This window comes from Lysinibacillus sp. PWR01 (genome assembly GCF_043359455.1).
Lineage (GTDB): Bacteria > Bacillota > Bacilli > Bacillales_A > Planococcaceae > Lysinibacillus > Lysinibacillus fusiformis_F.
On the sequence record NZ_JBHERJ010000096.1, the window covers coordinates 190336 to 212371 of the forward strand.

14 protein-coding genes and 2 CRISPR repeat arrays are annotated in these 22036 nt (G+C 34.7%); of the genes, 1 reads left to right on the forward strand and 13 read right to left on the reverse strand.

What is annotated here, in order from left to right; all coding sequences use genetic code 11:
* The first annotated feature begins 67 nt into the window (after nucleotides 1-67).
* Nucleotides 68-508: an aminoglycoside 6'-N-acetyltransferase gene (gene aac(6'), locus ACEVFT_RS23240; protein ID WP_393951456.1), complete on the forward strand. Its 441-nt coding sequence runs from the start codon at nucleotides 68-70 to the stop codon at nucleotides 506-508.
* Between the two features lie 57 nt (nucleotides 509-565).
* On the opposite strand, the gene ACEVFT_RS23245 is transcribed toward aac(6'), so the two are convergent.
* From ACEVFT_RS23245 to ACEVFT_RS23305, 13 genes are all read right to left on the reverse strand, one after another.
* The gene (locus tag ACEVFT_RS23245) at nucleotides 566-757 is read right to left on the reverse strand and encodes a hypothetical protein (RefSeq protein WP_205443079.1); all 192 of its coding nucleotides are present in this window, start codon (nucleotides 755-757) and stop codon (nucleotides 566-568) included.
* 455 nt (nucleotides 758-1212) lie between these two features.
* Nucleotides 1213-2772 carry a right-handed parallel beta-helix repeat-containing protein gene (locus tag ACEVFT_RS23250; protein WP_393951457.1) on the reverse strand — a complete coding sequence of 520 codons (1560 nt, stop codon included), beginning with the start codon at nucleotides 2770-2772 and terminating at the stop codon, nucleotides 1213-1215.
* 260 nt (nucleotides 2773-3032) lie between these two features.
* Nucleotides 3033-5719: direct repeats of the CRISPR family, unit length 29 nt; unit sequence ATTTATATTCCACTTAGTTAATGTAAAAC.
* 285 nt (nucleotides 5720-6004) lie between these two features.
* Nucleotides 6005-6268 (reverse strand): CRISPR-associated endonuclease Cas2, encoded by a 264-nt coding sequence (gene cas2 / locus ACEVFT_RS23255; protein WP_009371077.1) that lies wholly within the window; start codon nucleotides 6266-6268, stop codon nucleotides 6005-6007.
* Nucleotide 6269: 1 nt separating this feature from the next.
* On the reverse strand, nucleotides 6270-7256 hold the full coding sequence (gene cas1b, locus ACEVFT_RS23260; RefSeq protein ID WP_393951458.1) for a type I-B CRISPR-associated endonuclease Cas1b: 987 nt from the start codon (nucleotides 7254-7256) through the stop codon (nucleotides 6270-6272).
* A complete protein-coding gene (gene cas4, locus ACEVFT_RS23265; protein ID WP_393951459.1) occupies nucleotides 7253-7765 on the reverse strand; it encodes a CRISPR-associated protein Cas4 in 513 nt (170 codons plus the stop codon). Before cas4 ends, cas1b begins: the two co-directional genes overlap by 4 nt.
* A gap of 33 nt (nucleotides 7766-7798) precedes the next feature.
* Nucleotides 7799-10027: a CRISPR-associated helicase Cas3' gene (gene cas3 / locus ACEVFT_RS23270; RefSeq protein WP_393951460.1), complete on the reverse strand. Its 2229-nt coding sequence runs from the start codon at nucleotides 10025-10027 to the stop codon at nucleotides 7799-7801.
* Nucleotides 10028-10072: 45 nt separating this feature from the next.
* On the reverse strand, nucleotides 10073-10807 hold the full coding sequence (gene cas5b, locus ACEVFT_RS23275) for a type I-B CRISPR-associated protein Cas5b (protein WP_205443064.1): 735 nt from the start codon (nucleotides 10805-10807) through the stop codon (nucleotides 10073-10075).
* 12 nt (nucleotides 10808-10819) lie between these two features.
* Nucleotides 10820-11698 (reverse strand): type I-B CRISPR-associated protein Cas7/Cst2/DevR, encoded by an 879-nt coding sequence (gene cas7i / locus ACEVFT_RS23280; RefSeq protein WP_393951461.1) that lies wholly within the window; start codon nucleotides 11696-11698, stop codon nucleotides 10820-10822.
* The gene (locus ACEVFT_RS23285) at nucleotides 11691-13394 is read right to left on the reverse strand and encodes a Cas8a1 family CRISPR/Cas system-associated protein (RefSeq protein ID WP_393951462.1); all 1704 of its coding nucleotides are present in this window, start codon (nucleotides 13392-13394) and stop codon (nucleotides 11691-11693) included. The genes cas7i and ACEVFT_RS23285 overlap by 8 nt, the downstream gene beginning before the upstream one ends.
* A gap of 12 nt (nucleotides 13395-13406) precedes the next feature.
* The gene (cas6, locus tag ACEVFT_RS23290; protein ID WP_393951463.1) at nucleotides 13407-14144 is read right to left on the reverse strand and encodes a CRISPR-associated endoribonuclease Cas6; all 738 of its coding nucleotides are present in this window, start codon (nucleotides 14142-14144) and stop codon (nucleotides 13407-13409) included.
* Between the two features lie 892 nt (nucleotides 14145-15036).
* A CRISPR array of direct repeats spans nucleotides 15037-18378; the repeat unit is 29 nt; unit sequence GTTTTTTATTAACTAAGTGGATTTTAAAT.
* Nucleotides 18379-18600: 222 nt separating this feature from the next.
* Nucleotides 18601-19560, reverse strand: coding sequence for a hypothetical protein (locus ACEVFT_RS23295; protein WP_393951464.1), 960 nt, complete (start codon nucleotides 19558-19560; stop codon nucleotides 18601-18603).
* 71 nt (nucleotides 19561-19631) lie between these two features.
* On the reverse strand, nucleotides 19632-21314 hold the full coding sequence (locus ACEVFT_RS23300) for a methyl-accepting chemotaxis protein (protein WP_393951465.1): 1683 nt from the start codon (nucleotides 21312-21314) through the stop codon (nucleotides 19632-19634).
* A gap of 162 nt (nucleotides 21315-21476) precedes the next feature.
* On the reverse strand, nucleotides 21477-21848 hold the full coding sequence (locus tag ACEVFT_RS23305) for a hypothetical protein (RefSeq protein WP_393951466.1): 372 nt from the start codon (nucleotides 21846-21848) through the stop codon (nucleotides 21477-21479).
* Nucleotides 21849-22036: the final 188 nt, after the last annotated feature.

The window sequence follows — 22036 nt, forward strand, 5'->3', positions numbered from 1 at the left end:
TAGTTCTTTACTAGTTTGTACGTGCTTCAAAACGTTTTGTTTCATTTTTTACCAAGGAGGAGATTTGATGATAAAGCAAGCAAAGCAACAAGACGCAAAAGCTGCAGCCACATTAGCCTTACTGCTCTGGCCCAATCATACACTAGAGGAATTTACAGCAGATATGACACAGCTACTAAAGGGAGAAAACGCAGCCATCTTCCTTGCCTATGATGAGGACAAAGCAATTGGATTTGCCCAATGCCAATTGCGAGCGGATTATGTAGAAGGCACCGACTCGAGTCCAGTCGGCTATTTAGAAGGCCTTTTCGTGATGGAGGAATACCGCCAGCAAGGCTATGCAAGACAGCTTGTGGAGCATTGTGAGCAATGGGCAAAGCATAGGGGCTGTCTAGAGTTTGCCAGTGACTGTGAATGGCACAATGAAGAAAGCCTACAAGTTCACCTTCAGCTCGGTTTTACAGAAGCCAATCGCATTATTTGCTTCACAAAAAAATTAGAAAAATAGCGGACAAAAAAATCACAGGTGCTTAAAATAAAACACCTGTGATTTTTCGACATTTTTTTAATTTAGATATGTATTGTTGGAAATATTTCGTTCGCGCTCATCTATGATTAAATGGATCATTAATGCGAGTTGTTGTTCGATTCGCATATTGTTTAGATGAAAGATATCAGCAATCACATTCTTTTGCTTTTCTGCTAATTCCATTCCCTCAAGCAGTAACATAATTTCTTCTTTTGTCAGCCCAAACATCCTCATATCACCCCAATACTCTCTCTATTTATTATTGTAAAATCATTACACACATTTCATAATTAACGAATATTTATCTTATTTCATGTACCATTTTTACTAATTATAGGCTAAAACATGGAAAATAATCAATGTATTATCCACAATTATTTAATATTTTTTTTACATTAAGTAAAAACTTTATTATGTTTATTATAACTTATACAAGCATTGTATAACTTTTCCTGTGGAATATTTCAAAATATTGCAGTAATTGCAACGAGACATCTATACCATTATAAAAATATTCATGCATTTTGTCGAATTATAGAGTTTTTTTGCACAAACTAAAGAAAATTAACAGCACAAACATTTTCCTTTACCCCTTTTTCACAAGAAAGAAACCTAGATATTCACATCCATAAAAAAAGTAATTTCAAAATTGAAACTACTTGTCTTATTTGTATAATCGGCTTTTATATTATTTTTTTAATATCATGTTTCACTATTTCTATTTTCTTGTCCTCCATCACCTGCATGCCCTCGATTTGAGAAATCTTGGATGTTGTATCCTTTTGCCATGTCGCGGACTGCACATGCCCTTGCACAAATAATTGGCTGTTTTCCTGTACAACCGCAGGAGCCTTTACTGCAGCTATATCTGTATGGCGCATTTCCAATAGAGATTTATTGGACAGCGCTAAAAATGGTCTAGCTGCTTCATCCACCTTGCAATTTTCAATACGTCCCATTGATTGATCTGACCAGATCATGGCATAAGAACTTTCTTGACCATCTTTAAAATAGCTATTAGCTACTTCAAAAATCGCATCAATGCAAGTAATCCCGTTTCCTTCCATTTGTTCAAACGTGCAATACTGTGTAAATAGACGAGCATTGTTGATATAGACATGATGGCTTTGCAGCTCTCGAATCGTTGTATGCTGCATCATGATTTTGGCATGCTCATTACCATAAATACCACCCGATTGTCCAAATTGAATAGTCGATTGATGCAGCTTTAGTCCACTAGCATCGACAATGACATGAAATTGCTGATGGTTTTGAATTTTACAGCGATTCATCGAAACATCTGCTTCATCCACAATGGTAAGCCCTACTGCCATGCCATTTCGGACATGACATTGATAAAGCTCCACCTTGCTATTGTCTATCAACACCTGCGCCTTGACATGACGAGAAATTTGACAATCATAGAACTTGGCGTCCGTTTTTTCTCCAAGATAAAGCCCATGACTTTGACCATCTGAAAAAATACAATCCGATATCATTAAATCACTGCGATGAACCACCATATTCGTATCGAGATGCTCTTTTATTTCACAGCCATCCATCCTGAAAGTCGTGCTATCAAATAATTGAATGCCTACCCCTTGCCCTTGATGAACTAGACAATTGGTCATCGTAATCTCACTCGACGCAGCCATCACTTGTGCCTTGTCATGCCCATGAATCTCACAATCCTCCATTGTCATCTTGACATGGCGAATCGCAAAAATACCATGCTTCTTCCCTTCCAGCAGCATACAATTCGTCAGGCTCAGCTCACAGTTTTGAGCAATAATCTGTGCCTTTACATGATGCTCAAATGTCGTGTCGACTAGAATAACACTGGAGCCATTCGCCACACGCAAACCAAAATGATTCAGCGGCGTCGCAAGCACTGCACAATTTTTCATCAGCAAACTACCATAGCTCACCATGATCTGCGTCCGAATCAATTGCTCCTCAATCACACAGTTTTCTAGCTGTAAATCGCCTTTCACATACAGCCCCTGCCCTTGCCGAAACCGTAAATTACGCATCGCGACATGTGTTTGATAGCGAATAAAAACGCCACCCTTGATCGTCACATTGCCAACCCCATACAACGTCAGCCGCTTGGCAATATCCAAGCTTTCCTCATAAATCCCATCCCGAATTTCAATCATATCCCCTGGCGCCGCCTCTTCAATCGCCTGCCCGATACTTTGATAACGATGCATAATACTCCTCTTCACCACAAGTACAGCCATTTACACACTCCTAACCAAAAAATGTTCGTACCCTATTTATATACCGAACATGCTTGTGCTTATTCAATTTTGTGTAAAATTACTGGAATATGCAGGGGTTTAATTGGAATGTTTGACGGTTTAATGAAAAGGGATGGTTTTGGGTAATAAAAAATGAACAGCGGTTGAGGGTGTGCTGTTCGTTTTTTCGGTGGTTGGTAAGATTCCACTTTATTATTGCAAAACTTAAAAGCTAGTTACAAGACATGAAATCGATGAAAATTTATATTCCACTTAGTTAATGTAAAACTGTTTCTGCGATTCCTTACTCATAAGTTGTGATAGTATTTATATTCCACTTAGTTAATATAAAACCAATCCCAAACCGCCAATTGATCCTAACCCACCTGATTTATATTCCACTTAGTTAATATAAAACAGATATGGACGCATTAACAATGTCAATATGGAACGTATTTATATTCCACTTAGTTAATATAAAACCTTCGTACGGATTAGGCTCTACTGGTACAACAACTAAATTTATATTCCACTTAGTTAATGTAAAACTCAACTGTATAATCAGCCTTAAACGTTTTCACACAATTTATATTCCACTTAGTTAATGTAAAACTAAGTGCTTCGATGACAGTGCAAATTGAATCAGCCGAATTTATATTCCACTTAGTTAATGTAAAACTTTAATGCACGAACATCACTGATCGGTGCTAATACTTCATTTATATTCCACTTAGTTAATGTAAAACAACAACGGCTGTTGGAAAATCCAGTAGATGATTTAAATTTATATTCCACTTAGTTAATGTAAAACGATAGTGAGTATGGATTATCGGAGTTATTAACAGTGATTTATATTCCACTTAGTTAATGTAAAACAGATATTTCTTCAAGAAGCTTGCCACCTATACCTCATTTATATTCCACTTAGTTAATGTAAAACAAAACTGTTTTTACTAAGTTATCTTCTAATATCATAATTTATATTCCACTTAGTTAATGTAAAACCAAAATACAAAGTTAGTATAGTCACAGTACACAAAAAATTTATATTCCACTTAGTTAATGTAAAACTCGTAAAACCTTACGTGAAAATGCTGTTACGTATGCTACATTTATATTCCACTTAGTTAATGTAAAACGCGTAGCCGCCAGCCGCACAGAAGGAATTAACAAAATTTATATTCCACTTAGTTAATGTAAAACCAGAGCATTTTTAAACATCCTCACAATCCATATCGAATTTATATTCCACTTAGTTAATGTAAAACAATGTTTTTGAACTTAAATTTACTCGTGATTTAAAATTTATATTCCACTTAGTTAATGTAAAACACTACGCCCGCGTGTGTACAGCGCTTTTAAATGATAATTTATATTCCACTTAGTTAATGTAAAACACGTTCCCGACAGGAAAAATTAATTTACCTCTTTTAACATTTATATTCCACTTAGTTAATGTAAAACAATAATGCCTGAATATATTAGTGACTTGAAAGACATATTTATATTCCACTTAGTTAATGTAAAACGCAATGTTAGTAAGAGCATTAGGACTAGAAGCAACATTTATATTCCACTTAGTTAATGTAAAACACATCTTTTCGTTTTATCACCAAATAGAAAAGTTAAATTTATATTCCACTTAGTTAATGTAAAACATTGTAGTACGTATTGCAGCAGAGCGTATCATGAAATTTATATTCCACTTAGTTAATGTAAAACCTATAGGAAATTATGGTGGGATTACAGATTTTAAATTTATATTCCACTTAGTTAATGTAAAACTATGCAGATGGACATTCAGAAATGGTTGATATAAAATTTATATTCCACTTAGTTAATGTAAAACTGGTAATGTACGAGGTGGCCCACTAGATGATTTGAATTTATATTCCACTTAGTTAATGTAAAACGTGAACGAAGTCACACGTGCAGCAAATAACCTTAATTTATATTCCACTTAGTTAATGTAAAACGTATTGCAAGGGGGTGAACAACAACAGCAGATAGTTTTATATTCCACTTAGTTAATGTAAAACAAAAAGCATCCTAATGTGATGATCGTTACTAACTATTTTATATTCCACTTAGTTAATGTAAAACTTCGCGAGTGGTTGTGCAATCTGATTAGCTTCATCATTTTATATTCCACTTAGTTAATGTAAAACTAGGCACCGATTTTAAAATGGAGCAATCAACAGATTTTATATTCCACTTAGTTAATGTAAAACGAAAAAAAGCCTAAAGTACATCGTTTTTTCGGACATTTTATATTCCACTTAGTTAATGTAAAACGGATTACTGATGCATTAGATAATTACAAATCTGATTTTTTTATATTCCACTTAGTTAATGTAAAACGTACAGCACATTATGAGATTGATAAAAATGATTAAGTTTTTATATTCCACTTAGTTAATGTAAAACATGTATGAGGCTGTAGTAGACGAGACTGTTTTTATCACTTTTATATTCCACTTAGTTAATGTAAAACAAAGTTGCCAGAGTCATTTGGGAGTTACATACAAGACTTTTATATTCCACTTAGTTAATGTAAAACGGTAACGTATGGGTTGTACCAGACTTTGAAATTATTGTTTTATATTCCACTTAGTTAATGTAAAACAAATAACTCAAAGAAACGTGTATCTGCAATTTTCATTTTATATTCCACTTAGTTAATGTAAAACATATTGATGTTAATGACTGTCGTTCTAAAGAAAAATTTTATATTCCACTTAGTTAATGTAAAACGCAAAAGAGGTAGTGGACGCTATTTGTAATGCCAGTTTTATATTCCACTTAGTTAATGTAAAACCAGACGACGAAGAAGAAGGAGAAGATGGTGAGTGGTTTTATATTCCACTTAGTTAATGTAAAACCTTTACCCACTTACAGACCGTCTTTTAATCTTTTAATTTTATATTCCACTTAGTTAATGTAAAACCCACCTTAAGCATACTCAAAAAACCCTTATTTTTCAACGCTTTGACGGGCTGTATATTACGACAAATATGATTATTTGCAGTCAATCGGTAGTCCAGAAATTTACCTTTACAATTAAAGTGCTTTAAAGCTAGATATGATAAGCTTTAAAGGGATTTAATGCTGTAAAATGATTCACTGCAATACTACAAAAAAGAGAATCTGTTGCATTCAAATTGGATGAGATAACTTGAATGCGATTGATTCCCTCTTTTCATGACCAGTCATTTGATAATATAATAGATATCTATAAGAACATGCTCTCAAAATCTTTCTCGACCCCATACACAGTTTTTTTCATGTTTTTTGGATTGGCAATTCGGTAAACATAAATCGAATCAATATTCGGATTAGCCTTTGTTGCTAATTCAGCTAGGCATTGTTTTAAAAGTCCTTCTGTAATTTCTCCTTCAAATAAGGAGTTTTGTGTCCACGTTAAATATTTTTTCAATACTTTATGGACTTTCCCTACTCGTTTTACATCCACATCATACGCAATCAGCACATACATGTTACCACCACGCTTTCAATGCTTTATAATCTTCATCACCAATCAGATGTTTAATTAATTTATAACATTCTAGACGAATTAAAAATCGGTAAGAGGTTTGTCTGTTTAATTTTCGATGTTTAATGGTTGTGCTCATTCGTTTTTCGAATTCAGCAATAAAAATTTTACGTCCTGTTTCGTTTAATAAGCAAATATGTTCTTCGATATATTCAAAATGTTCCGCACGAATCATCTTTTTGTTAATTAACATAAAAATTAAATTATCCATTAACAACGGTTTGAAGATTTCTGCAATATCCAGTGATAGGGAAAATCTTCGAGAACCTGGTTCATGTAAATAACTAATTGTTGGGTTTAATTGCGTTTTGTACATTTCAGATAATACAGCTGTATACATTAAACTATTGCCAAATGAAATAAGTGCATTAATTGGATTTGTAGGCGGGCGTTTTTCCCTCTTTGTAAATTGAAAATCAGGATTTTTAATAATTGCATTAAAGCATTGATAGTAAGTAAAGCGAATTTTCCCCTCAATGCCCATTAAGGTTTGTATATCCGTAGCATCTGCAACTTGTTTCTTTAGTTGCGTTATTTCATGGATGAATGGCTCTACCTCATCTTTGTAGCGACGAATATTGCGTAGCATATGATGAATAGCGCTATAGACAAATTGTTGTGCAATATACAACCTTTTATTCAAGTCAAGCACATGGGCTGCTTGCTGGACATCAACAAAGCCCGCCACTTTTTTTCGTCTAGGTGTGTAACTACCTGAATAGTAACCGTAGTAATTATAAAAATGTATATTCACATCTTTTTGATTCATCAGATTTAAAAAAGAGGTGTTAAAGTCCATTTCCGCAAATACATGTAGATTTTCTGTATTTTCTATTGGTAATGTTTTTTTCGTACCATCTTCGAATACTAGATAAATAGTAGAATCTTTTCTTTGAATCCTTCCGTTATTAAATAAATATACATTTTTCATTCCTCTTCACCTACCCAGCAAAATGAATAATAAGCACATTTTGTACAATATCTTAATTTTTTCTTCTTAGGAGGCTTGTCTAGCTGAATAATTTGTTGGATTTGGGCTAACCATTTAGGGATGGCCTCTCTATCCTCTTCCGTTAATTCAATTTCATCAACACGTTTTTCTTTTGGATAATGTATTTTGCCTTTTCGATATATCCCCATTTGCTCGAGTACGAATAAATAATATAGAATCTGCGCCTTATCAGCCTGTTCCATTTTACTACTAGATTTCACTTCTCCAACATAATGCTTGTCCATCATATCAATGCGAATTAAATATTCTATCAATACTTCTTTTGACTTTTGGCGTTGATAGGACGTATCATGCAATACTTTCCCTTGTTGTACTTTATCGTCCTCATCCTCAAAGCCAAGTTGATGTGAATGTAACCATAGTTTGCGCTCGCATACTTTCAAATATTGGACTTGCAAACCGGTTGCCTTTAAATCGTCCCATTGCATATGCTTTCACCCCTTTTATGGTTTTTTCCATAATTATTGAAAGAAGGCATCTACATCATTTGCAAAAATTAAGCCGAGTTCCTCTGTATATTGATAGGTCACAACTGGGTATTCTGTATAGCGATCAACTCTAATTGTTGAAGTAACCTCTCCATTTTTCCGTTTTCTTGCATTATCATACGCCCAAGTTGCGATAGGCACTGTGAATTTTTGCAATTCCATTAACAAATTAATCTTCGTCTGCCATGCTAATCTTTTAGATAATTCATGCTTTATATTCTCTATTTCTAATTCATTTTCCCTATAAACGCCATATGGTATCACCAATTGATTTTGAATATCTCTTAAGGTCGGCTTATTCTCCTCTTGATAAGGTAATAAATCCTCATACCAAGCTAATGTTTCATCAAATGTTTGAATATATTCGCACGCTGCTCCTAAAGCTTCTCTACTATACACTTGCTCCACAATCTCCATTTTAATTTTCTCATCCATTAGCTGATTGTTATATTGCAGTAACACCTCCTTAGATTTAGAGAAAATTGTAAAATCAACAACAGATTTTTTGTTGTTTGCAATACCTGATGGCAATGGATCGCCTGTAAAAACGTAAATATTCGGTATGTTTTTTACATAATCTCGCGTTCGATAAATACGCCCCATCCGTTGAAATAAACCTGATGCCTCCGAAAGCTCAGTAAATAAAATATCAAAATCAATATCAACACTTGCCTCTACTAACTGTGTTGTAATCCATATTCCCGTTTTTAGGCAATCTTTGTTTCCTAATGCTAAAATCGCATCTTCCTTTTCTTGACGGTGCTTGCTGATAAAACGGCTGTGTAAAAGAGAAGCCTTTATACCTGTTTCTTCAAATTCTTTATATAATTGCTGTGCTTTCGTCACCGTATTTACAATGATTAATACCTTTTGTTCCATTGGATACTTTAAAATTTCTTCTAGCGTTAAATCCTTTTCAACGATTTGCATAAAATGACGCTGAATTGGCTGATTAATGGTATTTAATTTAAAAAATGGGTCTTCTCGTTTTTCAAACGGAACTCCCAATCGTTTTAATGCTTCTATGAAAAGTGGTGGCAATGTGGCAGTCATAATTAAAAACTTACCGCCTATATCCGTAATATACTTCAACCCTAATACAATAAAGGCAGCTAATCTTGCGCTGTACATTTGAATTTCATCAATAATAATTTTACTATAGGCTAATGTGGCAAGTTTCATTTCAAAGCCTGGATATAACCCCACAAAATCAATAATTTGATCAATCGTTGTCACTGTAAGCGGCATAGATAGATTTTTCGCATGTGTGATCGTTATTAAATCAAGGTCTTGCTCATCCGCACGTTTGACATATTCAGCATGCATACCACTATGCAGTAATCCTGTATTCTTTTTGCTGCAGCCAATTTCATTAATCAAACGGTCATAAATCGCATTGATGGACACTTTTAATGGCAGCGTGAAAATGCCCTTGTCATTACCAAGCCACAAAAGTCCAGCTTCTGTTTTCCCAATACCTGTTGACGCAATGACTACATGATTATCTTGTTGTCGAGCATATAGGTAGTCTTGTAACTTATTTCGAGTGCGATTTTTATCACTAAAATATATTTCCATCTTTTGTGACAAACCATCAGAAGGAATTTCAACTTCATAATTTCCACTTGCCGCATAATCCAACTTATTTAATAAACCCTTTATGCGAACGAAACGATACAGATGCTCACGGTTTCTAAGAAATTTTCGATCCGTAAATTTTCGATAATCAAATTTAGGTTCCTCACGAATATTAAAATCACCATTTAATAGTGGCACGTATTTTTGTAAATCCTTTTTAATCTCATCACCACTCTCGTACATATTTTGCTCTGCCCGTTCGTGGTGATAATAAACAGCTAAAATTAATATCGTAGCATCCTCTTTACCATACCGAGTGATTAGATTTTTAATCGGCATAAATGCACAACTTAAGTAATTGTGAGGAATTTCATTTAATTCAGGGAATACATCCTTTATACGCTCTCCTATTGCTCGTACTTTATTCTGAAATTTGGTATTTGCCTTCCCTATATCGTGATACTTCACCGCTTGTAGTAAAATATCCCAATCTTTCTTTGACAATGCATTTGGATAAATTTTACGAAATGTTTCCCATCTATTAATTAAATGGTTCGTATGCTCAATAATCGTTTGTGCAGCGGATGTTTTTGTTGCAGATTTTGCTAGTAGCTTTTCAAACATCAACTAACCTCCTTATAAAAAAAGAATGGAGAACTTTCCCCACTCTTATACTAAAAATACGGTATAGCCATCTTTATCGAAAAGCACTTTTTCATATGCAACAAGATAGTTAGTTGAAGAAGCCGGTACATGGGAAACAATCACTTTTTCCCACTGACGAATGTGCTTTCCTTTAGCGATTTCTAATAATTTATATGTTTTATTTAAACGATAGGATGTACCGACTTTTCCATAAATATCACTCTTGGTCATCGATTGCGGAATAAAAATATCAAAATCAACTTCCTTGTCTTCTTCCATTTCTTGAAACTCTATTTCTACTTCCTTCACCACATTAATTTGCAATAAATCCTCACGTCTACCAAGTGATAAATATTCAGCAGGTGATTTTAGTGCGTCGATAATGATTGGAATGTATTGCTTGTCCTCTGGTACAATATGCAATACTAGTTCGACATCTACTAATAGCTCTGTTGTGGAAACACCGCGTGTAATCCCATGTGCTTTTCCATCTGATAACTCCACTTTCAACTGATGGCGACCTTGCTCGTATGAACTACCAGCAAACTCATAGCGCGTCCATAAATCATTGACCTTTGCATGATATTTTCCCTGAATACTCACCTGCATTGGCACATAACTTGTAAAGCCACATGCCGCATGCACCATGCCAATAACAGTTGAGTACGGGGGCAGTGGATATGATTCCTTTAATTGAAAACTCGTAGGCTTTTTGTAGTTCACTAGGTTCTGATAAGCCTCAATCCGAATCCCCTTCATATGTTCACCTGCTTACTTATAATAGTCTGATACAGCCTGCTCTAGCAGCGCGAAGAAGTCTGCCATTGGTTTGGCTTGTAAACTTTGCTCAATTTCCTCGTCGTTTGCTAATAATCCTTTGACTAAGCCAACATGTGTATGTTGTTGAATATGTGAATCCAATGCTAAAACTCCCTCAACCGTTGCAACGGCAAGTTTATTATTTTGAAGCTTTAACCGATTTTCGAAAAATGGATTTTTTAAATCATAAACACCACCGATCGCAAAAATTGGCGCTAAATTCTCTCGACGCCCTTTTATATCGCGATATAAAAATTTTAATGTACGTAATAAAGAAATAACACGTTCAGCACGTTCCTCTAATGGAATTTCGATTTGATCATTTGTATCAATCCCAATCTTATCTAAATCCACCGTCAGTGTGTAAGCATAAAAGGATTTATGAATTTCACTTTGTGCAATATTTCCACCTCTTAATTCCTCATTAGCTGTTGCACTTTTATGGCGGTCAAACAACCCTTTATTCGTTAAAAATTCTAAATCTGTATTATAACTTTCCAATGCGACAGCATTGGATAAGCGTACCACGGCAGCACGAGTTTTCGTTGGCTTTACCGTTTTCATATAGCCGAACAAATCAATTTCAGGATAATCTGCGATTGTTGCCTCTGGGTGAAATTGAATAACGGAGCCATCCATACCTAATGGCGTGTGATTAATATCCATTTGATCGACAATGTTATAACGCAATGCTTGACGTGAAATATACGTGTACACTTCATGATCTCCGCGGGAAATTTTTTTCAAAGAAGCAACGTTCCCAACACCCTCACCATAGTTGGCACTTTCTGCTTCAACTATCATACTGACTGTTAATCCTTTTTTATTCATTTACTTGCTCCTCCTTTGCCATATCCTCTTTTTCGAAATCTTTTCCATTTAATCCTATTAAAAATGCGTAGCCAATTGTTTGGAATTTTTCAATATCACTTAGTGTTGTTGTGAAAAATATGGGGATACCTACTTTTTCATGGCGTTTGTAGCTATACGCCTGTACAATTGTTTCCATAAATTTATTAGGATTTTTTACTTTTAAAGCATTTAACAAACGGTGCGAAATAGCATTTAATTTTGTTTCTTGACCTCGATATACTTTTCTTAATTCGTAGCCGCTAATCCGAATACTTCTTAACTCTTTATCTGTCATATAATGTGAACCTCCCTTTAACCCATAATTCGAAATTTTCAGAATTTTGTAGATAGAAAAAGTATCAGCATATTTTCCATCGATAACTAAACGTATTAAACGATAGAGTAAATCACTAAAGCGCTGTCCATTATAAAAACGTCGAATAACTTCTTGATAGAGGCTTACATAGTCTCCATTTTCCTTAACAAATTTCCCCGTCAAGTAATGGAAGTCATTCCGGCTATCATACAGTTGCTGTGCTTTGTCACGGGATAACATATTGAATGTATAAGGTCTGGATTCATTATTTTTGTCATATTTAACAATCTGGATATTATCAATTTCTACATTCTTCTTGTTTTCTGCGTGTTGATACATTTCATTGATAATTTTTGAATAGGCCATTTCCTCCAGCTTATCGCGTGTATATTCTTCTCCTCTATCATTGCGCAACTGGATTTTATTGTAAGATAGTAACTCTACAATGGATTGATTGCTATTGATAAAGAGACCTATCCCATTTTTCAATGTGAAACCTAATGGCAGACAACTATACACAATATTACAGATTGGACAAATAAATAAATTGCGCTGATGGTTCCAATAATGCGAGGACTTTCTTGCACCATCAACCCCTAAATTTTGTATCCAAGTAAGATCAAATGCCTCTGAGATAGACTTCATTTTGTTGTCACAGCACGCACATGTTAATTTATTTTTTTCATACTTTTTTTCATCTTTCTTTGACGTTAGAAAATCTTCAGCAGGTTTGATGAAGTAATTAAAATATTCATCATAGAGATCCTTTTTACTCGCATTGCTATTTAGAAAGGAAACATTGGACCAAAAACTTTGAATAACTTGATATGTAAGGACACGTGGGATGATAAATCGCTTTGCATCCTTATGCTTTAAATGCTCGACAATTTGTAGTAATGCGTCCACAGCGTCTACAATTTGCGGCTGTATTTGTTCCAAGGTTTCTTTTTTCCTCTGTGTTACCTTTTTTAAACTTTTTGCAGCCTCTAAAAAATCAAATGGAATCGCAGACAGAAATGGATAGACATTCTTATAACTATTCGATGACAGCCAGTACTTCACTTTTTCAATATGGACATTGAGCCGTTCTAAGTTTTTTTCATCTCCTATGTCAGTTTTCGCTCTTAATAAAAACTCTACAATATTAGAATTAGTCATTTTATGGTAATTTGTTTCATGTCCATATTGAGCAGATAAATAGGCAAAATAATGTTCTTCAAAGTTCGCTAAATTGCTTTCTGGAAAACTAATAGTCTGATGATCGTTCTTACTATACTCTAGTTTTGCATAGTCAAATACACGGCATAGTCCCAAAATACTTGCATTGTAAATTGTTTCATCTAACTGTAGTTCAATCATTCACTTCACCTCCTATTCATTCACCATTTCAATGCAGCCTAGCATTTGTGATCTTCTAAAACCAATACCCGTCTGCGTTAATAAAGCTAAATCTTCTGGATGTCCTCCTAGTACAAAGCTTCCCTCAAAACCATTCAAATAAAGAATTCCTTTTTCATTTAAATTTTTAAACTTGTCATGCTTTAACTGCACAACTTTTTTATGCATCATGACTGGTGTAAAAACAAGTGGCTGATGTAATGTTCGCCCAACAACAGATTTTAGGCATTCATTCGCCGCATAATTCAATTCCTTCTCATAATTAGGATCATCAATATTTAAATATTGATTGTTTTTATCTTTAATAATGATGGTGCTGTTTGTTTTAAATAGAGCTTGAGATTTTGTAGGTAATTTTTCAGATAAAAACTTAACATGCTTAATGTGTAGGGTATATGACTTATATTGCATTTGCTGATGCTCAAGTAAGCCATTATACAGAGTTATCATAAAATTTATATCAGATGAAGAAATGGTCATGCGAATGTCTTGATGGATGATAAATTCATCACCTTCTAGCGTATAACCATTTAAATAAATCGCTCCTGTAAAAGGACGCATCGCCTTGTTAGCTTGATGTTCCTCAAAGCTATACAAACTTTCCTTTAATTCTTGATTGAACGAAGATAGTCCAGCTTTAACTATACTCCCAGCTAAAAAGTGATAGTGCTTAGGTATTTTCTCCGCTTCCATAGTAATCTGCAACCTCATTTGGCTTCACCTCCTTTTTTTCGCAGCCTACTCACGAATATAATTAAAATAAATTTAGGGAGGATTCGTGAGTAGGCTTACATTTATATTAAATTGTTTTTCATAAAAAGTCAATATTATCTGAAATTTAAAACTTATATTGAAATTATATAGGATTAAAATATATTTTGGGATTTTATTCTTATTTAATTCCTTCTCTATTCTTGATAAGATAGAAAAGTCTTGTTTAACTAAGTGGAATTTAAATATATATTTTCAAATAAGATTTAGTTTTTCAGAGAATTATCTCATTTTATATTAACTATGTGGAAATTTACTTACTCCAACTTCTTACTTTCTTTAAAAAAGACAGCAAAAGAGCCTACTTGAGACTAATTCGAGTAGGTTTTTTACCTAGCTGATTACGTTTAGTAATGCTAACTAAACTTCATTTAATTTCCTTTACCCTCTTCAACTACATCTAATCAAAAAACTGACAGTAACTAGTAGCAACCAAGAGCCTATATTCCTCCCCAAATATGAACTTCACATTGAAGTTGTTAAAGCACTAAGTATATGCCGATTGCTCATGATGAGGATGTAACACGAGTAAGGCAAATTTATAAAGTATGAAAATATTTAACGTAGATAGAAAACCCCATATGAGCATGTGCTCGCCATGAACTATTACTTGAATGGAACGGATTGATTCTCCCCTCTTTATATAAAATTGCAGTGAATCATTTTACAGCATTAAATCCCTTCAAAGCTTACCATGCCTAGCATTGAGACACTTGAATGACAAAGGGAAATTTCTGGACTACCGATTGACTGCAAAAAAATGATATTGGTCGCCACGTACAACCCGATAAAGCGTTGAAAAATAAGGTTTTTTTGAGTATGATTAAGGTGGGTTTTTTATTAACTAAGTGGATTTTAAATGCACCTCGTTCTTTCTTACTCATAAATGTAGACCTGTTTTTTATTAACTAAGTGGATTTTAAATATATTTACAATCATCTAACGCCTCACTCAAACTATGTTTTTTATTAACTAAGTGGATTTTAAATGGATTTTCATTGTTTTTTATCAAAATTACCAAACAAGTTTTTTATTAACTAAGTGGATTTTAAATAAATAAGCTGCTATCGACTCGTCTGCAAACTCTGCCGTTTTTTATTAACTAAGTGGATTTTAAATTTTAAAAAGTTCAATGTTATCTAAAAAAAGCAAAATGTTTTTTATTAACTAAGTGGATTTTAAATATGATACTGCTCTACGTATTAATCCTGATTATCCTGCGTTTTTTATTAACTAAGTGGATTTTAAATTCGGTATCCACCGACACTGTAACCAACGCCTCCCAGTTTTTTATTAACTAAGTGGATTTTAAATTTCTTAAACGTAATTGATTGTACACGCTTATCTAGGTTTTTTATTAACTAAGTGGATTTTAAATAAAAGTACCAACACCAGTGAAGGTTTCTGAAGTAAAAGTTTTTTATTAACTAAGTGGATTTTAAATAAAAGTATTGACTTTTCTTTTATCTTGTAGTATAAGTTTTTTTATTAACTAAGTGGATTTTAAATGTAGAAAAGAAAACACGTCGCGGATTTAAAACATTGTTTTTTATTAACTAAGTGGATTTTAAATAAATTAAAATTGAGCATATCCAGACCTGATATATCGTTTTTTATTAACTAAGTGGATTTTAAATCTTTCTGTAACGTTAATATCAATACCGAAATTATCTGGTTTTTTATTAACTAAGTGGATTTTAAATTAATGCGTTCTGTTGTTCCTTCATCAAAAAGATTAAGTTTTTTATTAACTAAGTGGATTTTAAATCTGCATTCTCTACTGCACCCATAACCGTTTCAGTTCTGTTTTTTATTAACTAAGTGGATTTTAAATTAGTCATAACAGTTAAGAACTGTGTACCATCTTCAGTTTTTTATTAACTAAGTGGATTTTAAATCCTGTAGCCCCCTTGTCAGCAAACAAAGCCCATGTACGTTTTTTATTAACTAAGTGGATTTTAAATTAAAATCATCAATACCACGCTCATTATAGCGAGTCTGTTTTTTATTAACTAAGTGGATTTTAAATTTCTTCAAAACGCTACTGGAGTGAAGCTAGGTGGTCAGTTTTTTATTAACTAAGTGGATTTTAAATATTGGATAAACGTCTTATTACTTTATTATCTGCATGTTTTTTATTAACTAAGTGGATTTTAAATTAAAACCGAACAAGCACATCTTGAATTAGAGTAAAGTTTTTTATTAACTAAGTGGATTTTAAATGCGATTAATATTGCAGTAAATTGTTCTGCATTATAGCGTTTTTTATTAACTAAGTGGATTTTAAATGTGTGTTTTGGGTAATCTGATATATCTGCAACCTTGTTTTTTATTAACTAAGTGGATTTTAAATAACTTAGCGAGCTGCATCATTACAGAGGTGATTCAGTTTTTTATTAACTAAGTGGATTTTAAATGTTGGACTTGTACCGGTTGTGGCTGTTCTGGTGGAGTTTTTTATTAACTAAGTGGATTTTAAATATACTTTGCAATAAAGCTATTAAAAATTGAAATAGGTTTTTTATTAACTAAGTGGATTTTAAATTTTGGTGAACAAGAATTATTAGCAGCTAAAATTACGTTTTTTATTAACTAAGTGGATTTTAAATTTAGTTCAAACATTGCCGGCTCACATACTGCACGAAGTTTTTTATTAACTAAGTGGATTTTAAATGTGATGGAGATACTTTCATAAGTTCAGCAACAATGGTTTTTTATTAACTAAGTGGATTTTAAATTATTCTCTATCAGCAATATTGGTGATAAATACCTGGTTTTTTATTAACTAAGTGGATTTTAAATTCAATTGTAAAAGCCTTTCAACGTACGACCATTAAGTTTTTTATTAACTAAGTGGATTTTAAATTTTTACCAAGGGTGGTAAGGATACAAAGAAAACAAAGTTTTTCATTAACTAAGTGGAATTTAAATAAAGCTTTGATTGAGACTAATCATGGATACATTCAGTTTTTCATTAACAAAGTGGATTTTAAATTATGCTACAAAACTATATGCTCGTATGAATGGTACAACGTTTTCATTAGCTAAGTGGATTTTAAATCTTGATAATATTAGATTTAGTCTAGCAGAGGCATTAAGTTTTTCATTAACTAAGTGGAATTTAAATGGAACTGGTAAAACAACAACGACAATTACTAAAATTGTTTTTCATTAACTTAGTGGATTTTAAATAGGGCTTTGATAATCACGAATTATGGCTACGTACATGTTTTTCATTAACTAAGTGGAATTTAAATCTTTAATAGCCACACCATGCCGATCTTGAGCCGTAAGTTTTTCATTAACTAAGTGGAATTTAAATTAAGGTAAATCACTTGTCTCAAATTCAATGACTCGGTTTTTCATTAACTAAGTGGATTTTAAATATCTATAAAATATTCTTCGATTTGTTTTTGTGCTAGTTTTTCATTAACTAAGTGGATTTTAAATGTTAAAGCTGGATTATCTTCTGTCAATCCAGAATTAAGTTTTTCATTAACTAAGTTGAATTTAAATTCAGTTACGATGTCGCAAAATGGCTCGAAACATATGTTTTTTCATTAACTAAGTGGAATTTAAATGGAGCAAATCGAAGAAATTGTTGATGGTGAATAACTCGTTTTTCATTAACTAAGTGGATTTTAAAATACCTCGTTGCGCCACCAAGAACTAAGTGAGGTATGTTTTTCATTAACTAAGTGGATTTTAAATTTTTTACCAATCACATGACTGAAATAATATTTGCGATAGTTTTTCATTAACTAAGTGGATTTTAAATTACTTCGCCCTTGACGCTTGTAGCATAAGCTTTAACGTTTTTCATTAACTAAGTGGAATTTAAATAATAAAAAAAGTGAGCAACGAGTCGTTACTTTCGCATAGGTTTTTCATTAACTAAGTGGATTTTAAATTGTTAAAGGAGGCTTTTGATGGAAATTAATGCTATTGTTTTTCATTAACTAGGTGGAATTCAAATTGAATAATCCACTATATACAAGCAATTGACGCTTTCGTTTTTCATTAACTAAGTGGATTTTAAATTCAAAATGGGATGTAAAAACGCTTATTGCTGGCATTTGTTTTACATTAACTAAGTGTAATTTAAATGAGGGTGTAGGTGTAATCACCTCTCCAATGGATATTGAGTTTTACATTAACTAAGTGGAATTTAAATGGAACTGGTAAAACAACAACGACAATTACTAAAATTGTTTTTTCATTAACTAAGTGGGTTTTAAATCAGAATAGGATAAGAAGATATTGTCCAACTGACGACATTTTTTATTAGCTAAGCAGAATTTAAATCCTTAAAATTTATTGTATAAATAAAATTTCCTGTTAAAAAAACCAACAATAACCGAATTTCCTCGGTCATTGCTGGTTTTTTTAATTTACATTATTTCTTGCGTTTCACAAAAACAATAACAAAAATAGCTGCTAGTACAGCAAGGATGGCGATCATCCATACTGTGTTTGAGTTGGATGTTGTGTCATCAGATGCGGCTGCTTGTTGTTCTTCTCTTGGTGTGGCGTTCGAAGACTCCATTTCTTTGGTATCTTCTTTCACCACTTGTGTAGTGCTAATTTGCACATATTGTAGAGTTGCTTCATCTGTGGCGGATGCTTCGTGTTCGTGGCTGTCGCTGTGTCCTTCTGCATGGTCGCCGTGGCTTTCTTCTTGCCCACCGTCATGACCATGGTGGTGATCTGCTGCTGTTGTGAAAATAGAGCGTTCTAGCTGTTGCCCTACCCAGCTTTTGGCATCTGTTGAATCGGCAAAGATGCGAGGGTGTCCTGACAGCATGTATGTTTTACCGTCAATGATGATCCCTGTTTGGTCACCTGTTACCACGTCTTCAATCGTACCCGTTGGTCCTTCTGCAAAGCCGCCCATTTGCATAAGCGTATGTCCGCCCATATCAAATGTAAGGTGCTCTGTTAAGAATGCAATGTACTCTTGTTTCGTCATGGTTGCGTCAGGATTGGCTAGCTCTAGTTTATGATGAAAAAGTGCTGTATTTATTTCCTTGTACGTAATATCTCCCTCTAGCGAAGACACGTAATCTTCTTTTTGTGCTGCTTGTGCTAGCTCATCCACTGTCGCTCCTTCAAGACCAAAGAAGCCACCTACCCAGCCTGCAAAGTCCTTGCGGGAGAGGTTGTCTGTTGGGTTTAAGGCCATATCTTTGCCATTGTACCCAAGAAGCCCAATACTGTGTAATACCATAATGTCCTGAATATTGGCGTCTGTTTCAGGGACATCTGTGAATAGTGTGCTTTTATCCATCGTATGGGCGTAGGCAACAGGTGCCATGAATAAAGTACTCATCAATAATAAAAGTAAATATTTTCTCAAAATGATTCCACCTTCCAATGCCTTAGTATACAGATGAAATGTGATGGAAGTTTGAAATCTACAGGTAATTTCTAGAGCTTAAATTGACGAATCAGGGCGTTTAGTTGTTCAGCCATTTCTGCTAAATGCTCGGCACTATGTTTAATTTCCGCCATGGAGCTTGCGGTCTGCTCAATGGTAGCCGATGTTTCTTGAATGCCTGCTGCTGATTGTTCGGAGACAGCAGCTATTTCATCAACTGCTTTATGAATCGTGACAGTATTGTGAACAACCTCTGCTAGCTCCACTGACATACCGTCAATGCCTGTGGCAATGGCCTCAATAGCATCCGCAATTCGGTAGAATGTCGTATTGGTTGCTGCCATTTGTGAGGTGCCCTTTTCTACTTCCCCATAGCCTTGCTCTAGCGAGGAGGTCACTGCATGGGAATCATCCTGAATTTTTCTCACAATCGCTGTAATATCATCAACGGAGAAGGCGACCTGCTCGGCTAAAGCCCGAACCTCGTCCGCCACCACAGCAAAGCCTTTCCCCTGTTCGCCAGCTCTGGCCGCTTCAATCGCTGCGTTCAATGCGAGTAAGTTCGTTTGGGCTGCGATCGTTTGAATAACCGCGACAAGCTTAGAAATTTCCTGTGTTTGCTTACTTAGGCCATTTACCTGTTCCACAGCGTCCTTCACCGTATGCTGGATTGCTTCCATTTGTTTTGTGGAAGTGGTCATTAAGTTCCTACCTTCTTGCGTTAAAGCTTTCACATCCTGCGAATACTGTTGAACATCTTTACTGCCGTGATGAACCGTAGTGACTTTGCCAGCAAAATCATTCATGGAGGAAGCGACATCTGATGCATGATCTGCCTGTAGTTCTGTACCACTCGCCATTTCTGTGACGGTATGAACAATTTGCTCTGTTCCTGTTTTGACCTCTGAAGTCGACTGAAGAAGCTCCTCACTATGTGCTGCCACATCGTTGGACACTGTTTGAATGTGCTTTAATAGACGATTTAAAATATCTGACATCGTATTGGTCGCTTCCATCAGTTGCCCCACTTCGTCCTTCGATTGAATCTTCAATGGCGGCTCACTTAAATCGCCATTGGTCATTTGCTGCATACGCTTGGTTAACGTCACAATCGGTCTTGAAATACCACGAGCACTTAATAGCTCAATGATCACTGCTAGAAGAACAATCCCAACACCTACGATAATGGCAATTCGCTGTTTCTGCTCCCCAGCGGCAATGATGTCCGTCCCTACCTCATTAATGGCCAGCTTTCGTTGCGCCGCTAAGCCTTCGTAGCCTTCACGAATGGTCGTCGCTGTGTCATCCATTTTCGTAAGGTTTTGGGTAGCCAGCTCGGTGTTTCCTTCGTCATATACCGCAAATACCTCCTGCTCAATATAACGGTTCCATTCCTTGGACATCTCCGCAAATTTTCCGAATTCGCCCGAGGAAGATAATGCTGATCGTTTTTCTTCGTTGCTTACTTCCTTTGTAACATTATCCTGAAATATCTCTTTATACTTTTCTCTCCCAGACAACACATAGCCTCTAGCTGCCGCTATCCTTAAATCAATAGACTGTGCCTGCTCGTAATCGATGATTAATAGTTGTAATTCTTGCTGTACAATTTGTTCTGTCGCATCATTGCTTTGCTTGATAGCAAAATAATTGTAAACAAAGTACCCCATCACAATTGCGATCACAATGCTAAAGGAAAAAACAATGCGTCTACTGATTGTTTTGAACTTCATCTGCAAAAACCCCTTATTTTCCTAATCTATTCCATCATTAAAAATCTACCATTTAATAAGGACGATTAGCGGTTTTAGGAATTTTTGCTATATTTCCAGAAATAACTTGGTCAATATAATTTTTTTTATAGCATCTTTCATCTTGCGTCTTTGGTACTATCCTTAATCCCATGCATTGAACATCACGTCGCCAATGGTTTGGCTATTAAAATAAGAGACGTATTTCCATTCTGTTGCAGATAGGCTATGCAATGCTTGATCCTTTGCTAGTGATGTGGCAAGTGTCTCCGCTTCCAAGCATTTACGCATGGGAAAATATTTGTGCAGCAGCGGCTTGGTTAAAAAGGTAAAGCTACTCCCCTCCTGCTTGGCAAAGGCGATGTACGGCATCAAACGATGATGAAGAATCGTCAGAGTCTCTCCATCAATTTCGACCACTGCCTGCATATAGATAAAGGGCGCTGCATCGATAAATTGCCTTACTTTCGCTCGTTGTTCGCTTGTCACTAAATGGTACACCATCGACTGAAACATGCGCATGTCCTGCTCAATTAAATGCGCTGCATCGAAACCAGAAATTCCTTTTGTTAAACGCAAGCCATCACTCCTTGTTATTTGTCTCTATATAGGACCTTCTCGTTCGGATGAGGGATTTCCTGCCAATCTACACATTTCTTTCAATATGATAATCAATTTGTAAAAAAGGAATACCCCATACCGTC